This window comes from Ruminococcus sp. (assembly GCF_045129435.1).
Taxonomy (GTDB): domain Bacteria; phylum Bacillota; class Clostridia; order Oscillospirales; family Acutalibacteraceae; genus Ruminococcoides.
In genome coordinates this window covers 1-16,961 of the sequence record NZ_JBGVJL010000113.1, presented here as the reverse complement: position 1 = coordinate 16,961, position 16,961 = coordinate 1, and the positions used below count along the sequence as shown (strand labels likewise).

General features: G+C 39.0%; 20 protein-coding genes and 1 other annotated feature. Of the genes, 13 read left to right on the top strand and 7 right to left on the bottom strand.

Going from position 1 to position 16,961, the window contains the following annotated elements; genetic code table 11:
- Positions 1-413: 413 nt before the first annotated feature.
- The gene (locus ACJMMI_RS05670) at positions 414-1,886 is read right to left on the bottom strand and encodes a nucleoporin (protein ID WP_405354236.1); all 1,473 of its coding nucleotides are present in this window, start codon (positions 1,884-1,886) and stop codon (positions 414-416) included.
- A gap of 226 nt (positions 1,887-2,112) precedes the next feature.
- Here ACJMMI_RS05670 and ACJMMI_RS05665 point away from each other — a divergent pair, with 226 nt between their 5' ends.
- Together ACJMMI_RS05665 and ACJMMI_RS05660 are read left to right on the top strand one after the other, a co-directional pair.
- Complete coding sequence (locus tag ACJMMI_RS05665) at positions 2,113-3,654, top strand: 4Fe-4S dicluster domain-containing protein (RefSeq protein ID WP_405354235.1); 1,542 nt, start codon at positions 2,113-2,115, stop codon at positions 3,652-3,654.
- Positions 3,655-3,804: 150 nt separating this feature from the next.
- The gene (locus ACJMMI_RS05660; protein WP_405354234.1) at positions 3,805-3,972 is read left to right on the top strand and encodes a hypothetical protein; all 168 of its coding nucleotides are present in this window, start codon (positions 3,805-3,807) and stop codon (positions 3,970-3,972) included.
- Positions 3,973-4,214: 242 nt separating this feature from the next.
- Here the strand turns inward: ACJMMI_RS05660 and ACJMMI_RS05655 are convergent, their stop codons facing one another.
- A complete protein-coding gene (locus ACJMMI_RS05655; RefSeq protein ID WP_405354233.1) occupies positions 4,215-4,889 on the bottom strand; it encodes a DUF1361 domain-containing protein in 675 nt (224 codons plus the stop codon).
- A 142-nt stretch (positions 4,890-5,031) separates the two neighbouring features.
- Here ACJMMI_RS05655 and ACJMMI_RS05650 point away from each other — a divergent pair, with 142 nt between their 5' ends.
- Positions 5,032-5,820, top strand: a complete 789-nt coding sequence (locus ACJMMI_RS05650) for a YdcF family protein (protein ID WP_405354232.1) — start codon at positions 5,032-5,034, stop codon at positions 5,818-5,820.
- Here ACJMMI_RS05650 and ACJMMI_RS05645 read toward each other — a convergent pair.
- Both ACJMMI_RS05645 and ACJMMI_RS05640 read right to left on the bottom strand, forming a co-directional pair.
- Complete coding sequence (locus ACJMMI_RS05645) at positions 5,765-5,998, bottom strand: hypothetical protein (RefSeq protein ID WP_405354231.1); 234 nt, start codon at positions 5,996-5,998, stop codon at positions 5,765-5,767. The genes ACJMMI_RS05650 and ACJMMI_RS05645 overlap by 56 nt on opposite strands.
- Before the next feature lie 83 nt (positions 5,999-6,081).
- A complete protein-coding gene (locus ACJMMI_RS05640; protein ID WP_295051560.1) occupies positions 6,082-6,291 on the bottom strand; it encodes a helix-turn-helix domain-containing protein in 210 nt (69 codons plus the stop codon).
- A 103-nt stretch (positions 6,292-6,394) separates the two neighbouring features.
- On the opposite strand from ACJMMI_RS05640, the gene ACJMMI_RS05635 reads away from it, so the two are divergent.
- Complete coding sequence (locus ACJMMI_RS05635) at positions 6,395-7,369, top strand: hypothetical protein (protein ID WP_405354230.1); 975 nt, start codon at positions 6,395-6,397, stop codon at positions 7,367-7,369.
- A 23-nt stretch (positions 7,370-7,392) separates the two neighbouring features.
- Positions 7,393-8,652, top strand: coding sequence for a DUF5050 domain-containing protein (locus ACJMMI_RS05630; protein ID WP_405354229.1), 1,260 nt, complete (start codon positions 7,393-7,395; stop codon positions 8,650-8,652).
- Between the two features lie 65 nt (positions 8,653-8,717).
- On the opposite strand, the gene argS is transcribed toward ACJMMI_RS05630, so the two are convergent.
- The 3 genes from argS to murI are packed head-to-tail and all read right to left on the bottom strand — an operon-like array spanning position 8,718 to position 11,733.
- On the bottom strand, positions 8,718-10,454 hold the full coding sequence (argS, locus tag ACJMMI_RS05625) for an arginine--tRNA ligase (protein WP_405354228.1): 1,737 nt from the start codon (positions 10,452-10,454) through the stop codon (positions 8,718-8,720).
- A complete protein-coding gene (locus ACJMMI_RS05620; protein WP_405354227.1) occupies positions 10,438-10,899 on the bottom strand; it encodes a DUF1934 domain-containing protein in 462 nt (153 codons plus the stop codon). Before ACJMMI_RS05620 ends, argS begins: the two co-directional genes overlap by 17 nt.
- A 15-nt stretch (positions 10,900-10,914) precedes the next feature.
- Positions 10,915-11,733 carry a glutamate racemase gene (murI, locus tag ACJMMI_RS05615; RefSeq protein WP_405354226.1) on the bottom strand — a complete coding sequence of 273 codons (819 nt, stop codon included), beginning with the start codon at positions 11,731-11,733 and terminating at the stop codon, positions 10,915-10,917.
- Positions 11,734-11,912: 179 nt separating this feature from the next.
- Between murI and ACJMMI_RS05610 the strand changes: the two genes are divergently transcribed.
- The 8 genes from ACJMMI_RS05610 (at position 11,913) to rplL (ending at position 16,342) form a co-directional block, all read left to right on the top strand.
- A complete protein-coding gene (locus tag ACJMMI_RS05610) occupies positions 11,913-12,701 on the top strand; it encodes a hypothetical protein (RefSeq protein ID WP_405354225.1) in 789 nt (262 codons plus the stop codon).
- Positions 12,702-12,850: 149 nt separating this feature from the next.
- Complete coding sequence (gene rpmG / locus ACJMMI_RS05605) at positions 12,851-13,000, top strand: 50S ribosomal protein L33 (protein WP_022235557.1); 150 nt, start codon at positions 12,851-12,853, stop codon at positions 12,998-13,000.
- Positions 13,001-13,012: 12 nt separating this feature from the next.
- On the top strand, positions 13,013-13,291 hold the full coding sequence (gene secE, locus ACJMMI_RS05600) for a preprotein translocase subunit SecE (protein WP_405354224.1): 279 nt from the start codon (positions 13,013-13,015) through the stop codon (positions 13,289-13,291).
- Positions 13,292-13,329: 38 nt separating this feature from the next.
- Positions 13,330-13,857 carry a transcription termination/antitermination protein NusG gene (gene nusG, locus ACJMMI_RS05595; protein WP_405354223.1) on the top strand — a complete coding sequence of 176 codons (528 nt, stop codon included), beginning with the start codon at positions 13,330-13,332 and terminating at the stop codon, positions 13,855-13,857.
- A gap of 112 nt (positions 13,858-13,969) precedes the next feature.
- Positions 13,970-14,395 (top strand): 50S ribosomal protein L11, encoded by a 426-nt coding sequence (rplK, locus tag ACJMMI_RS05590; protein WP_022235554.1) that lies wholly within the window; start codon positions 13,970-13,972, stop codon positions 14,393-14,395.
- A 54-nt stretch (positions 14,396-14,449) separates the two neighbouring features.
- On the top strand, positions 14,450-15,145 hold the full coding sequence (rplA, locus tag ACJMMI_RS05585; RefSeq protein ID WP_117706174.1) for a 50S ribosomal protein L1: 696 nt from the start codon (positions 14,450-14,452) through the stop codon (positions 15,143-15,145).
- 33 nt (positions 15,146-15,178) lie between these two features.
- Positions 15,179-15,321 (top strand) — a sequence feature (ribosomal protein L10 leader region).
- A gap of 39 nt (positions 15,322-15,360) precedes the next feature.
- Entirely contained in the window at positions 15,361-15,915 is a 555-nt protein-coding gene (rplJ, locus tag ACJMMI_RS05580) for a 50S ribosomal protein L10 (protein ID WP_405354222.1), read from the top strand.
- Between the two features lie 52 nt (positions 15,916-15,967).
- Positions 15,968-16,342 carry a 50S ribosomal protein L7/L12 gene (gene rplL, locus ACJMMI_RS05575; protein WP_117706178.1) on the top strand — a complete coding sequence of 125 codons (375 nt, stop codon included), beginning with the start codon at positions 15,968-15,970 and terminating at the stop codon, positions 16,340-16,342.
- Positions 16,343-16,961: the final 619 nt, after the last annotated feature.

The following is a 16,961-nucleotide window of genomic DNA, read 5'->3' as shown; positions in this document are numbered from 1 at the left end:
GGGCAACGCCCAAGAACAGTTGTTTTCATTGCAATTTGCAAGGCACAAACAGCGTCGCTGTTTGTGTGCTGAGGCAAAGTTTGACAAAACAGGCGACAGCCATTTAAAAGAAATAATTCATTAATAAAGGATAATGGCTTTTTGTGTTGCTGTCGCAATTATAAGACTTTCGCCATTGTGATCAAGCCGCCAAACAGCAGGCTGTTTGGCTATCGAAGCTTTTCGTAAGAGAAAAGTATTTGTGGGCTTTGCCCACACCCACAACCTTTGAAAAAGGTTGACCAAATTTTTATGCCCGAGTATAAAACATAGAAAATCTTAAAGCTTTTAACTCCCGACCATAATTAAGTCATTGTCGGGAACAGGAAGATTATTATTTTGCAAACTATCTTCTCGTAATAAAAACCATAATTTTAAGATTCCTTATTTTTTACCATAACCGATTTTAACTCGTCAACGGACGATTCCACAGTGATTTTATCTCCGTTGCCAAAGCCAAAGGTTATGTCAAAGTTATTGCTTGCATCATTGATGTAAACTAAAAACTTGTAGGATTTGGTTTCACCTGCCGGAGTAAGGAAATAAACATCTGATGAGTCGGAATCATAAATATTGTAGGAATAATTTTCGCCTACGGCGGCAATCGGGCGGATAACTTCGGAAGCAAGCTCATCTGATGTGTACAAGTCCATTGTTCCGTTGATTGAATTAAGCGAAACCGATTGTCTGTTTGCGTTATTATTTGTAACCTCTACTGTAAATTCATACAAAAGGTTGTTGTAACCTACTTTTAAATCATCTTCAGTAAGGTGAGTGTTTGAATCTTTAAAGTAGGTAGAAACAATTTCTGCCGGCGACGGCAATCTTACATCTTTGATTACAAAGCAGCCAAAACCAGTTTCGTATTCGTCAAAAATTGATCCCGTTACACCTTCGTTTGGACGATTTTTGCAGAATAAAACCGTACCTTTTTTATTATCCGAGTATGTGTAGTTATAGGTAATGATAATTGGTGTATCCTCAGTTTGGTTGGCAGCATAGCGGTAAATAACGAACTGCCCGCTGTTGTTTGGCTTAACAGTAATGCTTGACGGATTGCCCTCAACTTCAAAATTAGTGAATGAATAGTTTAAATTTGACCCCTTTACTGCGACATTAAAATTATTATAATTTACATTAAGATCTTCATCGGTATCATTTACAATGTCAAATGTAAATTTATACTCTTTAGACGCCTCGTCAAATAAATCATCGGTGCTATAGTCCTGATCGGTTATAATGTCTGTGGAATAATTACCGGTTTCAACGCTTGTAAGAGTTACACTGCCAAATGGGGTTTCAGCAGTTTCACCAACCTCGTGCTGTACAGAATCGTAGTTGTCAATCGTGGTTTCTGTTGTTGGATGAAGCGGATTTTGGTTGGAATTTGCCACTGCAGACATAAACATAATTACAATGCCTGCAAGTATAATTGCACCGATTATCAGCATAAAGATAAACTTGCCAAGCCGTGTTCGCTTTTCTTTCTCAATCTCTGCAGGGGAGTAAAGAGGAGGAAAAGTGTTCGGCGGTTGCTGTGTAAATCTTGTTTGATTATTAGGCGTGAAGTTAGGCTGATTTATAAAAGTACTATTGCTTTGATTTGGTTGTGTATTGGTCGGCTGATTTACAAATGTATTACTATTTCCTTGGTTTGGTTGTGTGTTGTTCGGTTGATTTACAAAGGTATTATTGCCTTGATTTGTTTGTGTATTACCTGGTTGATTTACAAAAGTGCTGTTTGGTTTTGGCGGCGGAGTGCTTTGAGTTTTGACTCTTTTAAGCTCTTTTCCGCATAGTGAGCAGAAATTCCCCTCGCTCTCAAATCCGCAGTTAGGACATTTCATAATAATAATCTCCAATCATATTTGTTTATATATTGCTATGATAAATCAAATATAAACAAAAGTCAATTCATTTTTAGAAAATATTACTGCTTATTTTACAAGATTTTTGTTGAAATATTTTATACGCTGTTGTATAATTTTATTGAAATGTAGTGGATTAAAAATGCAGAATGAGAGAGTTTTTGCATAATTATAGAAAAAATATGAAATAACGGGAGTTTTAATTATGAGAGGATTGTATTCTTCAAAAACTAAAATTCGTCAGCAGATATTTACCGAGGTGGCTCGTTTTGCCTATGAGGGCGGAGATTACTCAAAGTTTGAAAGTCTGCCATACAAGATTATTCCTGGTGAAATTTCCACCTATCGTGAGAGCGTTTTCCTTGAAAGAGCGATAGTCGGCGAAAGACTGCGACTTGCAATGGGACTCAACCTATTGTCGGCAGATGAGCAGGCACCGATTTCCACAGGTGTTGAGGAAAGTATGATTGACGAAAAGGTGTATGACCCACCGCTCATCAATATTATTAAATTTGCATGTCACAGTTGTCCTGAAAAGAGGGTATTTGTTAGCAACGGTTGTCAAGGCTGTCTTGAACACCCTTGTACCGAGGTTTGCCCAAAAGGTGCAATCTCAATCGTACATGGCAAGTCGTTTATTGACGAAGAAAAGTGCATTAAGTGTGGAAAATGCCAGAATGCCTGCCCGTATAATGCAATCATCAAGCAGGAGCGACCGTGTGCGGCCGCCTGCGGTATGAAAGCTATCCATAGTGACGAACACGGCAGAGCGGATATTGACTATAATAAATGCGTAAGCTGCGGAATGTGCCTTGTAAGCTGTCCGTTTAGTGCAATAGTTGACAAAAGCCAGATTTTCCAGACAATTAAAGCTTTGCAGAGTGATACTCCGGTTTATGCCGCTGTTGCACCGGCTATAGCAGGTCAGTTTGCAGGCTTGCCGGCCACAAAGATAAGAAATGCCTTTAAGGCTCTCGGATTTACCGATGTAGTAGAGGTTGCTGTTGGTGCTGACCTTTGCACAGTTGAAGAAGCAAAGGACTTTATGGAGGAAGTGCCTGAGAAACAGCCGTTTATGGCTACATCTTGCTGTCCTGCGTGGAGTGTTATGGCTAAAAAGACATTCCCTGATATTGCACCATACATTTCAATGGCTCTTACTCCAATGGTGCTTACAGGCAGACTTACAAAGCAGGATCACCCAGGTTGCAGGGTGGTGTTTATCGGTCCTTGTGCGGCTAAAAAGCTTGAGGCGAGCCGCAGGAGTATCAGAAGTGACATTGACTTTGTGCTTACCTTTGAAGAAGTAGCAGGAATGTTCTCGGCAAAAGAGGTGGATTTTGACGCTCTTGAACCTGATGAAGAACCGCTTTCATTCTCAAGTGCAGACGGCAGAGGCTTTGCCGTAAGCGGCGGTGTTGCCAAGGCTGTAGTAAATGCAATTAATAAGATGAACCCTGAAAGAGAAGTAAAGATTGCCAATGCACAGGGACTAGACGAGTGTATGAAGCTGCTAAGAATGGCAAAGGCAGGCAGATATAACGGCTACCTGCTTGAGGGTATGGCTTGTCCGGGCGGTTGTGTTGCCGGTGCGGGTACAATAAATGTGCCTGAAAAATCAGCGGCTGAAAACCTCAAGAGTAAAAAGAGCAGTACATTTGAAACCGCTTGCGAATCACCGTATGTTGATATTTTACCTGAACTTGAAAACCTCTATAATGAGTTTTCACATAAAAATAGGGAATAAAAATAAAAGTCTGAAAGGTGGCAAAGTTACCTTTCAGACTTTTCTGCTTTTTTCAATAGTTGGGGTAATTGTGGATTTAATCACGAGAAGATAGTTTGCAAAGTAATAGTTTTGTTGTTCCTAAATTAATTTAGTAAGGGTCGGTATTTTATGGGTTTAGATTTTGCCTATGCTTTCTGCTCGAACAAAAAATTTGGTCAACCTTTTTCAAAGGTTGTGGGTGTGGCAAAAGCCCACAATACTTTAGATAACGCAAAGCTTAAACCGCCAAACAGCACGCTGTTTGGCGGTTTAAGCACAATGGCGAAAGCCTTATAATGCGATAGCAACGAAAAACAGAAAAGTATTCTTTTCCTATTTATAAAATTATTTCTTATTAAAAGGCTACTACCTGTTTTATCAAACCTTGCTTTAGTATACAAACAGCGTTGCTGTTTGTGCCGTATAAATTGCAATGAAAACAACTTTTTGGGCGTTGCCCAAACCCACCAGCCTTTAAAAAGGCTGGATCTAAATTTTATTATTGTTGATTTTTACAAAAGTTTTATTTAGGTTTATTATTAATGCCTGATTACCCACCTGTCAAACGCATAATAAATTGCGTACAGCATACCTGTTACTATGGTGAACAGCAGGATAAAAGTGGGGGTGAACGGCGAAAAGGAGTTGAGCGATTTTTTAATCAGAAACAGAGGACGGACTATATCCCACGAATTTACTCTTGCATATCTGCCAATGTAAATTGCAAATGAACTGAGTATAATTGAAACTGTGCAAAATGCAATGCCAAGCCCCTTGCCAAAACGCTGATTAATCAGTCTGTGCACAATCCGCAATGACATCATTCCGTAAAGTATGCCGAGTGCCACGCATACTGTAAGGTTTAATATCAACAACCACGCAGAAATATTCAAATTGTTATGCTGAAAATCCAAGAACAGCTTGTCCGAATAACTTGCTATATATTTGTAGTCGGTTATCATATACGGTGAATTCGGAAAGAATAACAGCCATAAAAAGCCGAACAGTACCGCAGGCAAAGTCTTTTTCTTGCTGTGAAAATGCTCACAAAGCATTGCCATAAACAGCGGTATTACCGCTAAAATATCATTAATTACAATGTACCACCAACTAAATTCTTTCGTCCAAAATGTGTACATTGTGGTTGTGATTATAATAAATATAAATGAAAAGTACGCAAATTTTGCAGATTTGCCATAGAATATTGATTTCATCTTGTCACCGCCTTGCATAATAAGTCATTATATCACGCTTTAACCATAGTATCAATATGTTTTTATTTAGCCAAAATAATATTGTCTTATTGTGCTTTTTATGCTAAAATAATTACAATTATTTATGAAAGAGTTGATAGCTGTGCAAAATGAAAGCAAGGCTTTTAAAATATTCAGAAAAATTATTGCTGTGACTGCCTTTTTGTTTTTTGTGGTTTTTGTTTCGGGCATTCCGTGGGGAATTGTCAATATAGGTAATATCGTAGGCAGTTTGCTTTGTGCATGGTTGATTTTTGTGTTTGGTATACGCTCAAAGTACCTTGCACTAAAAGAAAAATTCAAGAAAAATCTATTTGGGAAAATTGTGCTTTACGGCATAAACACTTGCTTTACCGCATTGCTGTGCTACGGCTTAATTGTAACGGGACTTATGGCAATTTCTTGTGCAAAACAGCCGAGCAAAAACGCAACTGCAATCGTGCTTGGTGCTCAGGTTACAGAAAATGGCCCGAGTATGATGCTTGAGGGCAGAATGAAAAGTGCCGTAAAATATTTGCAGGAAAATCCGGAGGCAAAGGCAGTGCTTACCGGCGGTCAGGGCAGTAACGAGCCGATGAGCGAGGCACAGGCTATGTATGATTATATTGTTGATGCAGGCATCTCTCCCGACAGGCTTTATATGGAAGACAAAGCGGTGAATACAGGTGAAAATCTTGCCTTTTCGGAAGAAATAATCAAAGCCAACGGACTTAATGAGGACAAGGCAATAGTAACCGATGGATTTCATCAGCTAAGAGCAGATATAATCGTAAAACAGCAGGGAATAAGCGGAGATGTCGGCTCGGTAAATGCCGACACCTTTCCGCTGTTTATCCCTACATTTGCTGTCCGTGAATGGTTTGCTCTTCCGTATCAGGTGATATTTCGGTAGCCACAACCTCTGAGATATTTTCATTTGGCTGATATACCGCATTTCGCCTTGAATTTAACTCATAGGGATAAATTTCATCGTTTGTAACATCAACAATCGGCGAATGTTCAAAGCCGTTGTTGCGTGACGGCAGCTCAATAGGGTAATGCTCGTTTCGTTTGCTTTCCTTTTTGTTCATAAAAAATAACCACCTTTCTCAGGTGGTTATATTTTTTGCAGTTTTTTTGATTTTATGTGTTAATCATTCGTAGCGTGAAAAAATTAGTCGGTTGTATCCTTTAATTCTAAAATATAATCGGCAGAAACTTTATACAGCTTTGCAAGAGAGATTAAAACTTCTGAGGGAATATCCCGACTGCCGCTTTCGTATCTGAAATACTGCGGCTGTTTCATTTGCAAATAATCAGCTACATCTTTTTGTGTTAAATCGTGATCTTCCCTTAATTCTCTCAATCTTTTATAGTAATGCATTCTATCACCCTTTTTATTATTTACTATTGACAGAATAACATTAATTGTGATAAAATCTTTATATAATAACCATATGGTTATAAAATAAAGAAGGGATTTCATTATGGGTGAACTTCAACAAGGTATAAAAACTATCTATAATATGGAAAAGAATATTTATCTTATGCAAAATGTATTAGACGATTTAGACAGACAAATATCAAGGCTTGGAAGACAAGAACGCTTTTCTGAACCTGAAAAAAGAACGGTTTATGCCGATTTTGATAATTATATTGGAAAAAGCACAGCAGTGTGTATTTTGATAGCTTTTATTATAGGTATGATAAATATGTTTACTAAATATGAAAAAGCAGGAGGGGGAGTTTTAAGCGGTGCTAAATTTTCGGCATTAGGCAGTGGCTTGGTATTTGGCTTTTGGTGTTTTGTAATTGCGATTGCAGTTGGTTTGATTATAGGCAGTGTTATTGCTTTTGCAAAGAAATCAGAACAACAAGACAGAGCAAAGCGAGAGTATGAAAGAGCATATAAAAACTATCTTGAAAAAATAGATAATGATACTGCAAGGGTAAATGCAGAATTGGCTGAAAAGAGAATACTTGTTGCTAAGAGAAATATGCTGAAACAAAAGATGAGTGAATCTTGCAGATTGCTGTATGATATGTATTTAAAAAGCGGCATTGATAAGAATTATTGGGGAATTATTCCTATAGGATATATGAATGAATTTTTAAGACTTAAAATTACCGATCATCTTGGCGGTACCGACGGATTATATTATCTTGTAAAAAGAGAAATAAAAACAGACAGATTACAATATACAGCAGACGAGATAAACAGAAAGCTTGATACTATAATTGATAATCAAAGCAGAATTTATAGTGATTTATTAGATATAAAGAATAAAGGGGATAGGTTAATTAGAGAAACTGTAAGGAAAGCAGAAATTGAATCAAAAAATAACCGCACATTAAAGAAAATTGAGTGCAACACAGCATTGGACGCATATTATTCACAACAGGCTCAGGCAGAACTTAAATATATGAATGATATGAATATAATATTTAAAAAATGGTCGTAATAAATTATTTAGGAGAGTGCATTATGAAAAAGAAAAACAAATTATCCGCTTTATTGTTATTGCCTGTAATAGGTATGACTGTAATTTCGGGTTGTTCGTCAGTTGATAAAGCATCAACAGGTAATGAAGTTGTTGTTAATAATAACGGCAATGACTATTATTTAGATGCAGGCATAATAGTTAATTTGGGTAAAGACGGAGAATTAAGTGCTGTTGGTTGTGATCCATCGGAAGATGATGTGAACTTTGAATATGTTAATAACATAAAACCGGTATCTTTGTCAAAACAGAATGTATATGTTAATGATACTATATATAGTATTGAAAACGGATTACTAACAAAATATAGCCTTACTGATAACAAATGCAAATTAAACAAAGAAGAAATTACTATTAATTCAGATGCTTTTGCTGATGAGTATGGTTCAAAATTAATATATGATTTAAAAACTGACGGACAATACCTATACTTTATTATTAAACCGTCTATGGATTATATGAGTGCTGTTTCAAAGGATAGCTTATATAAAATCGGTAAAATGAGTTTTGACGGCAAGAAAGTAGATTGGTATGATGATGTTGTTGCATCTTCATATACAATAGATGACGGATATATTTATTATTTTAATAACGGATATACCCCTGACGGTGACAGTTACAGTTTTAATTTTGAAAAATCAGGTTTATATAAAATTAAAATCGACGGTTCAGGCAAAGAATTGATGTATAATGATTTTGAAACGGAAAGCGATACGAAAAATCAGTTATATTTTTATAATTTAAATGATATGAAAGTGTATGGCGATTACCTTTATTTTGCGAATTACTCATCTCAAGGAGAAAATAAGGTTTGCCGTATAAAGAAAGATAGCTCGAATTTTGAAACTGTAAGTAAAAATTCTGCATACAGTTTATCGCTTGATACAGAAAACAATAAATTGTATTATATTGGAAGAAGTGATAATACCGGACTTGCTAAACGAAAATGTTATGAAATATCGCTTGATACTTTTAATGAAACAGAGTTATTTGAAACTGGTATAAACGAACCGGCTATTTATTATTTCAATAATTATTTGTATTTAAATTATTCAGGTGGATTAGCAGGTGGCTTAATTTACGGAGATGGTAGCCCTAAAGGTAATTTTGCCGGATTAAGATATGATATAGCTAATAAAAAAGTCGAACAGCTTGTTGAAAGATATAATAAACAGGAATTAGAAGACGGTAAATTTACTACAATTAAATATGATGGTCCGTATCTTGAGTGGAAAAGCGAATAAAACAACAGGTCTGCAAAGTTTTTGGCTTTGCAGACCTATTTTATATTGAAATATTAAATTTATAATTACATACTTTCAGGGCAAGAGATATTGAACATTGTGAGAACATTTTTGATTACAACCTTTACGCTTTCGCAAAGTGCAAGTCTTGCCTGTGTGAGTGCCTCGTCCTCGCCCTTAACACGGCAGGCATTATAGAACTTGTGGAAAAGTGTTGCAAGCTGTGTTACATAGCGTGTAATCTTTGTTGGGTCATAGTCCTTAGCGGCACTTTCAATCTCATTTGTATATGATGCAAGGTGGTGGATAAGCTCCTTTTCTTCAGGAGCTGTGAGAAGTGCAAGCTCTGCCTCTGTGCATTTGCGTGGAGTAATGCCGTCCTTTGCGAGTGCCTTGATAATACTGCAAATTCTTGCATGTGCATACTGAACATAATAAACCGGATTCTGGTTGTCCTGTGCTACTGCAAGGTCAAGGTCAAAGTCCATCTGAGTGTTTGCCTCACGGGTATTGAATAAAAATCTTGCACTGTCAACAGGTACTTCCTCAAGCAAGTCGCCAAGCTGAATTGCCTTGCCTGTACGCTTGCTCATTCTTACGATTTCGCCGTTCTTAACAAGCTTTACAAGCTGCATAAGCACAACATTGAGCTTGTCACCGTCATATCCGATAGCGTCCATAGCACCTTTCATACGCATTACATGGCCATGGTGGTCAGCACCCCAGATGTCGATAAGAGTAGTAAATCCTCTGTCAAATTTATTTTTATGATAAGCAATATCGGCAGTAAAGTATGTTGGGTTGCCGTTCTGACGGATAAGTACATCGTCCTTTAACTCAAGATTATCAATGTACTTCTGAGTTTTGCCCTGCTTTAAAAGTTTTTCTGTGAGCACCTGCTTGTTTTTGTACCAAACTGCACCGTCCTGCTCGTAGGTAAGTCCTTTTTCTGTGAGCGTATCAACAACAGCCTTAACAGCACCGCTCTTGTGAAGCTCGCTTTCAAAGAACCACTTGTCGTAGGTAATGTTGTACTTTGCCATATCGCTCTGCATTTTGCTGATATTCTTTGGAAGAGCAAAATCTACAAGAGCCTTTTTACGCTCCTCAGAAGATACATTTACAAGGCTGTCGCCGTTGATGTCAGCATATTCCTGAGCAAGCTCTGTGATGTCAACGCCCTGATAGCCGTCCTCAGGGAATACGATTTCGTCACCTTTAAAAATCTGAAGATAACGAGCCTCAAGCGAGCAGCCAAATTTTTCAATCTGATTGCCTGCGTCATTTACATAAAATTCACGCCATACATTGTATCCTGCCTTATCGAGTACGGCAGCAAGACAGTCACCAAGAGCACCGCCTCTTGCATTGCCCATATGCATTGGGCCTGTAGGGTTGGCAGATACGAACTCAACCATAACCTTTTCGCCCTTGCCAAAGTCAGAACAGCCGTAGGTTTCAGAATTTTCAAGCACGCAGTTTACAACGGCTGAGTAAAACTCCTTGCCAAGGAAGAAGTTGATAAATCCGGGGCCGGCAGTTTCAAACTTTTCGCACATTGTGCCCTCAAGGTCAAGGTGTGATGTAATTGCCTGTGCAATCTTGAACGGCGGCATACGGAATGCTTTAGCACCTGCCATGGCAGCGTTTGTTGCAAAGTCGCCGTGAGTTCTGTCGGCTGGGGTTTCTATAATAAATTCCGGAATATCGGCACTTGGAAGGTCGCCGTCTGAAATTGCCTTTTCAATGGCAGAAGTAATTGCAAGCTTTAGCTTGCTAACAGCGTCAGCATAAATGTTCATTGTTTTCTACCTCTTTCTTTTTTTCAATGTCTATTTTAAATCGGTTTTCGCTCACAAGGTCGGAGTTAAAGTCGAGAGTGTAGATTACCTCAAGTGAGCCGCCGTTTTTGTTAAGATTATTATTCAGCGTCTTTGTAAACACACCAATCGAGAGTGTGCCTGCAACGGTTTGGTACATACATTGATGTCTTTTGCCTTTTTCAAGTATAAGCTGAGAGCTTAACGGGCCTTTGCGTGAAATTGTGACGGTTTCATCCTCTACCTTTATAAGGTTATTAAAAAATTTATCCGGCAAGTCCTCGTCATATTCCTTGTAGTTAATCAGAAAATGACCGTTTTTCATCATATACTTACCCTCGGTAAGCACCTCAATGCGGTCGTCCTGACCGTCAACCTTCTGTTCACCGACAATCGAAATCATATAAGGATTTTTATCTTTTTCCATAAATTCCTCCGAAAATCAGTATTTCTCAATATCAATCTGAGTTACTGTATGTTCCATATTCTTGCCAAGGAACAACTCTGCAACGCTCTCAAAGCCCTCGGGAGTATCACTTACAAAGAATGATGAAGTGCCTTGTTCGGTGCTGTCATTGAGAAGATCGTTTTCGCCGAGCACCTTTTTGGTGTATAAAGCAGTTTCGTAGCCTGAGTCGATAAGCTCAATGCTGTTGCCGATTACGCTTGAAATTGCATCTGCAAGCAGCGGATAATGGGTACAGCCTAAAATAAGTGTGTCAATATCGTTTTCCACAAGCTCCGTAAGGTAGTGCTTTATTGTAAGGCGGACAATCTGGTCATCTTTATGTATAAATCCGTTTTCCACAAGCGGAACAAACAACGGACAAGCCTTTTCAAATACCTTAAATTCAGGGTTGAGCTTTTCAAGACGAGCCTTATAGTTATGGGTACTTATGGTAGCGGCTGTGGCGATAACACCGATTCTGCCTGTCTTTGTCTTTTTTGCTGTGGCAAAGGCAGTCGGATTTATAACGCCTGTGTATGGAACTGGCAGTTCACTTTCAAGTTTTTTGCCTGCAACGGAACTTACAGTACCGCAGGCGGCAACTATCATTTTTACATTATTTTCAAGTAAAAAATGTGTATCCTGAAAAGCATATTTAGTAATGATTTCTCGGCTTCGGTTGCCGTAAGGCACTCTGCCGGTGTCGCCAAAGTATATTATATTTTCATTTGGAAGAATGTGCAGAAATTCTCTTACCGCACTTAGTCCTCCAAGCCCGGAGTCAAACACACCGATGGCATTATTTGAAGACATATTAAAACCTTCTTTTCGTTATTGCATAAAATTATACTTGTTAATAATAACATATAAAGGCACCGGTTTCAAGTTAAAAACCAAAAATAATGCGTGTTATTGCCCTTTTGTGTAATTGACAAGCGAACATATTACTTGTATAATATATTGGTGAATACATTTAGAAAGGATGTATGACTTTGGAAATAAGAAATGCGTTTGACTATATCGCAGGCAAAGTTGAAGCTCAGCTTGCTCCTGCCGGCTATACAAGACAAAAGGTAGCCGCTGACGACAACCAGGAAATCGTTGCACTTTTTACAAGTGAAAATGTTGCATATTCAGTAGTTTATTACAAAGAAAAATCACATATGGTTCTTCGCACCTGCACTATGACAGAGGAAGGTCCTGACAACGAGTGGAAAACTCTTGCAACCTGGATGCTTGACGAGGAGAGTACTCAGAAGGATATTGACAGTATCGCAAATGACTTTCTTGAGGGTGTATCGGGTGCAGTGGCTGTCAAGAGAGCAAAGCAGATCAAGCAGAAAAAGAAAAAGGACGATGACGGCAACGCAGATCCTAAGTTCCTTGCAAAGCGTTTTGTTGCTGTTTTCCCTGAATTAAGAGAGGAAATCAAGTACGAAGAGGACGGATATTTTCCATTCCGTGGTGCTACCTTTGCTAAAGAAAAGATTGCTCCAAAGATTGTAAAATATGTAAAGACCGCCACAAAGCCTCAGCTTGAAAAGCTTGTCGGCATCTTTAATCTTCAGTACAACAACGGCGATGTTGACACTCGCTCAATTATAACAATAGTTTTGCTCAACGCTCTTGATGATGAGCAGTTCAACGCAGTTTTTGAGTATCTCAGCGATGATCTTAAAAAGGCTGCAAAAGCTGCCAGAAAATATAAGGGCAAAAAGGTTAAGCCTGAAAAGCCAAAGAAAAAGAATGTTTCTAAAGCTTCTACACTTAACGATCAGTAAGAAAAGCAGAAATACTGCGATTTTTTGCGAAAAAACACTTGACTTAGTGTTTTGTATATGATAGAATAGTTATACCTCTGAAAGGGGCTTTATTTTTCTGCCCTATTGAGGGAGGCTAAAATATTCCGAAAAAACCGGGAGGTGCCGTTATGAGAGTTAAAATCACATTGGCCTGCACAGAGTGCAAACAGCGTAATTACAACACAATGAAGAACAAGAAAAACAGTCCTGACAGACTTGAGATGAACAAGTACTGCCGTTTCTGTAAGAAACACACTCCGCACAAGGAAACAAAATAATGGAGGTTTAAAATGGCTGACAAAAAGGTTGAAGCTAAAAAGGCTGACGCTAAAAAAGCAGATGCCAAAAAACCTGCTAAGAAAAACAAACAGAATGTTTTTCAGAAGCTTATTAAGTACCTCAGTGCGTGCAAGGGTGAAATCAAGAAAATCACTTGGCCTTCACCAAAGCAGACTACAAAGAACTTCGGTATTGTTATCGGTGTAATTGTGGTTGTGGGACTGTTCATTTTCGGCCTTGACAGAGGACTTTTTGCTCTTCTTGGCTTAGTTATGAACACTTCAGCTTAATCTCTGTTGTTACTAACTTTACGAAAGGAAGAAAGTAAATGGCAGAAAACGAAGCAAAATGGTATGTAGTGCATACTTATTCGGGCTACGAAAATAAGGTTGCAGCTGACTTAATGACAACTGCAGAAAACAGAAATCTTCAGGATATGATCGTTGATGTTAAAGTGCCTACAGAAATCGTAACCGAAACCGTTGGTGACAAAACAAAAGAGGTAGAGAACAAAATCTATCCTTGCTATGTTTTCGTTAAAATGGTTTACACAGACGAAACCTGGTATGTAGTACGCAATATCAGAGGATGCACAGGATTTGTAGGACCGGGATCAAAACCTGTTCCGCTTACAGATGCTGAGGTTTACAGAATGGGTGTTGAAACTCGTTCTGTAAAGGTGAACTATTCGGTTGGCGATTCGGTTCGCATTATTGATGGTCCACTTGATGACTTTGTTGGCGTAGTTGAAGAAATTGACGCCGACAAAAACTATGTCCGTGTCATTGTTTCAATGTTCGGACGAGAAACACCGGTTGAGCTTGAGTTAGGTCAGGCTGAACTGCTTGAAGATTAATCGCAGATAATTTGCCTATTGGCTTATTATTGGGAACAAAATGTTCCCTGTGGGAGGGAACCTACATAGTGGTGTCCCGCAATTTACCACGAATTTTGGAGGTGCAAACACAATGGCTCAGAAGGTAGTTGGCTTAATTAAGTTACAGATACCTGCCGGAAAGGCTACTCCGGCTCCGCCTGTTGGTCCTGCTCTTGGTCAGCACGGCGTTAATATCGTTGCGTTCACAAAGGATTTTAATGAGCGCACAAAGAATGACATTGGTCTTATTATCCCTGTTGTTATTACAGTTTATGCAGACCGTTCATTCACTTTCGTTACAAAGACTCCACCAGCAGCAGTTCTTCTTAAGAAGGCTTGTGGCATTGAGAGTGGTTCTGGCGTACCAAACAAAACAAAGGTTGCTCAGATTACTCGTGAGCAGATCACAAAGATCGCAGAGCAGAAAATGCCAGACCTCAACGCAGGTTCTCTTGAAGCTGCAATCAGCATGGTTGCAGGTACTGCAAGAAGCATGGGTATTACAGTAGTTGACTAATTATCCGGGTGGGAGGGAATTCCCGATTGACCACCTATCAATGGAGGAAAACTGATGAAACACGGTAAGAAATATGTTGACGCAGCTAAGCTCGTTGACAAATCAAAATTATACGAACCAGGCGAGGCTCTTGAAACTGTTATCAAGACAAGCACCGCTAAGTTTGATGAAACCGTTGAGCTTCATGTAAAGCTCGGTGTTGACAGCCGTCACGCTGACCAGCAGGTTAGAGGTGCTGTTGTACTCCCTAACGGTACAGGTAAGGACGTTAGAGTTCTTGCTATTTGTAAGGGTGCTAATGAGGAACTTGCAAAGGAAGCAGGTGCTGACTTTGTAGGTGCTGAGGATATGACTCAGAAGATTCAGCAGGAAAACTGGATGGACTTTGATGTTCTCATCACAACTCCTGACTGCATGGGTCTTGTAGGCCGTTTAGGTAGAATCCTTGGTCCTCGTGGTCTTATGCCAAACCCAAAGGCCGGTACTGTTACTCCTGACATTGCTAAGGCTGTTAAAGAAGCTAAAGCAGGTAAGATTGAGTACCGTCTTGACAAAACAAACATCATTCACTGCCCAATCGGTAAGGTAAGCTTTGGTGCAGACAAGCTCGGCGAGAACTTCGATACTCTTATGGAAGCTATCGTAAAGGCTAAGCCGGCTGCTGCAAAGGGTCAGTACATCCGCTCAGTTGCTGTTGTATCAACAATGGGACCAAGCGTTCGTATCTCACCTGCTAAGTTTGGTGTTTGATTATAATTAATTTAATGTTTACACCTTTGGTGTGAATATAAATTCGCTGTTCTAAAGACAGCAGGTGCATTACGCATAAAGGTTATACCGCCTGCCGAGGAAGATGCAATTTTACATTATTTTTGTATTTTTGCGGCAGTCCGAGGTTTAATCGGACTGCCTTGTTTTTTAAGAACTTTAGATACTGCGTTTAAAAAATTTTGGAGGTGAAATAATTGCCAAGTCAAAGTGTTTTAGAGCAGAAGAAAGTCATCGTTGAAGAACTTACAGCAAGACTTAAGAACTCTGTTACAGGTTTAGTTGTTTCATACGAGGGTATCAACACTGAGGATGATACAAAGCTCAGAAAAGAACTCCGTGAGAACAATGTACACTACACAGTAGTTAAGAACACACTTTTATCTCGTGCTTGCGACGAAGTAGGCCTTGAAGATATGAAGCCTGTTCTCGAGGGTACAACAGCTCTCGCTACAAGCGACAGCGAATACGCTGCTGCTGCAAGAATTCTCTGCAACTATGCAAAGGATCACGATAACTTTAAGGTTAAGTCAGGTTACCTTGATGGTGCTGTTATTGATATGGATACAATCACAGCTCTTTCAAAACTTCCTACAAGAGATGTACTTCTCGCAAATGTACTTGGTGCATTCCAGGCACCAATCGCTTCTTTCGCAAGAGCTATGCAGGCTGTTGTTGATAAGGGTGGCGTTGAGGCTTGCTTAACAGCCGCAACAGAAGAGGCTCCTGCTGAGGAACCTGCTGCAGAATAATCTGCAATATTAATTTAAATTTTACAACTTATTATATCGGAGGTAAATTAAAATGGCATCAGAGAAAATTACTGCTATTATTGAAGAATTAAAAGGCCTCACAGTTCTCGAGCTTTCAGAGCTTGTACACGCTGTAGAGGATGAGTTTGGTGTATCAGCTGCTGCTGCAGTTGCTGTTGCAGGTCCTGCAGAGGCTGCTTCTGCTGCTGCTGAGCAGACAGAGTTTGATGTAATCCTTAAGAGTGCTGGCGGCAACAAGATTGCTGTTATCAAGGTTGTTCGTGAGATCACAGGTCTTGGTCTTAAGGAAGCTAAGGCTCTCGTTGATGGTGCTCCAAAGGCTCTCAAAGAGGCTGTTTCTAAGGACGAAGCTGACGAAATCAAGTCAAAGATCGAAGCTGCTGGTGCAGAGGTTGAAGTTAAGTAATTTAATTTCTAAAGTTTTTATCCCGACGGATTTATCCGTCGGGATTTTTTGTTGTATTATGCTGAGAGAATATTATGGATTAGCAACGGTCGGGAAATTTTGTTTGGATTATCACAGACTTTATACTCGAATAAAAAAGTTTGGTCAACCTTTTTCATAGGTTGTGGGTGTGGGCAAAGCCCACAATACTTTAAGTTTATAAAAAATTATGATAGCCAAACAGCTTGCTGTTTGGTGGCTTAAACGAAATGGAGAAAGCCTTATAACTGCGATAGCAACACAAAACAGAAAAGATATTCTTTTCCAATTTATAAATTATTCCTTATTATAAGGCTGTCGCCTGTTTTGACAAACTTTGCTTTAGCACACAAACAGCGTTGCTGTTTATGCCATATAATTTGCAATAGAAACACCTTTTCTTGGGCATTGCCCAAACCCACGAGCCTTTAAAAAGGCTCGACCTAAATTTTTAAATTTTAAAGGCTCTATGTCAATAGTTGGGGTAAACCCGAAAAAGAAGAATTGAAATGAACAAGCGATAGTAAATCAAGCTATCGCTTGTTTTTGCATTTGGTGAGAAAACATATGTAAAATACGGTTACGGAAACGCTTAAAATTT

Bases quoted from the DNA above. Each gene is read 5' to 3' on its own strand.
- ACJMMI_RS05640 (WP_295051560.1), bottom strand. From the start codon at position 6,291: ATGCATTACTATAAAAGATTGAGAGAATTAAGGGAAGATCACGATTTA.
- argS (WP_405354228.1), bottom strand. From the start codon at position 10,454: ATGAACATTTATGCTGACGCTGTTAGCAAGCTAAAGCTTGCAATTACT.
- ACJMMI_RS05645 (WP_405354231.1), bottom strand. From the start codon at position 5,998: ATGAACAAAAAGGAAAGCAAACGAAACGAGCATTACCCTATTGAGCTG.
- ACJMMI_RS05630 (WP_405354229.1), top strand. From the start codon at position 7,393: ATGAAAAAGAAAAACAAATTATCCGCTTTATTGTTATTGCCTGTAATA.
- ACJMMI_RS05670 (WP_405354236.1), bottom strand. From the start codon at position 1,886: ATGAAATGTCCTAACTGCGGATTTGAGAGCGAGGGGAATTTCTGCTCA.
- rplL (WP_117706178.1), top strand. From the start codon at position 15,968: ATGGCATCAGAGAAAATTACTGCTATTATTGAAGAATTAAAAGGCCTC.
- secE (WP_405354224.1), top strand. From the start codon at position 13,013: ATGGCTGACAAAAAGGTTGAAGCTAAAAAGGCTGACGCTAAAAAAGCA.
- ACJMMI_RS05665 (WP_405354235.1), top strand. From the start codon at position 2,113: ATGAGAGGATTGTATTCTTCAAAAACTAAAATTCGTCAGCAGATATTT.
- rplK (WP_022235554.1), top strand. From the start codon at position 13,970: ATGGCTCAGAAGGTAGTTGGCTTAATTAAGTTACAGATACCTGCCGGA.
- ACJMMI_RS05620 (WP_405354227.1), bottom strand. From the start codon at position 10,899: ATGGAAAAAGATAAAAATCCTTATATGATTTCGATTGTCGGTGAACAG.
- ACJMMI_RS05660 (WP_405354234.1), top strand. From the start codon at position 3,805: ATGGGTTTAGATTTTGCCTATGCTTTCTGCTCGAACAAAAAATTTGGT.
- rpmG (WP_022235557.1), top strand. From the start codon at position 12,851: ATGAGAGTTAAAATCACATTGGCCTGCACAGAGTGCAAACAGCGTAAT.
- ACJMMI_RS05655 (WP_405354233.1), bottom strand. From the start codon at position 4,889: ATGAAATCAATATTCTATGGCAAATCTGCAAAATTTGCGTACTTTTCA.
- nusG (WP_405354223.1), top strand. From the start codon at position 13,330: ATGGCAGAAAACGAAGCAAAATGGTATGTAGTGCATACTTATTCGGGC.
- ACJMMI_RS05635 (WP_405354230.1), top strand. From the start codon at position 6,395: ATGGGTGAACTTCAACAAGGTATAAAAACTATCTATAATATGGAAAAG.
- rplA (WP_117706174.1), top strand. From the start codon at position 14,450: ATGAAACACGGTAAGAAATATGTTGACGCAGCTAAGCTCGTTGACAAA.
- murI (WP_405354226.1), bottom strand. From the start codon at position 11,733: ATGTCTTCAAATAATGCCATCGGTGTGTTTGACTCCGGGCTTGGAGGA.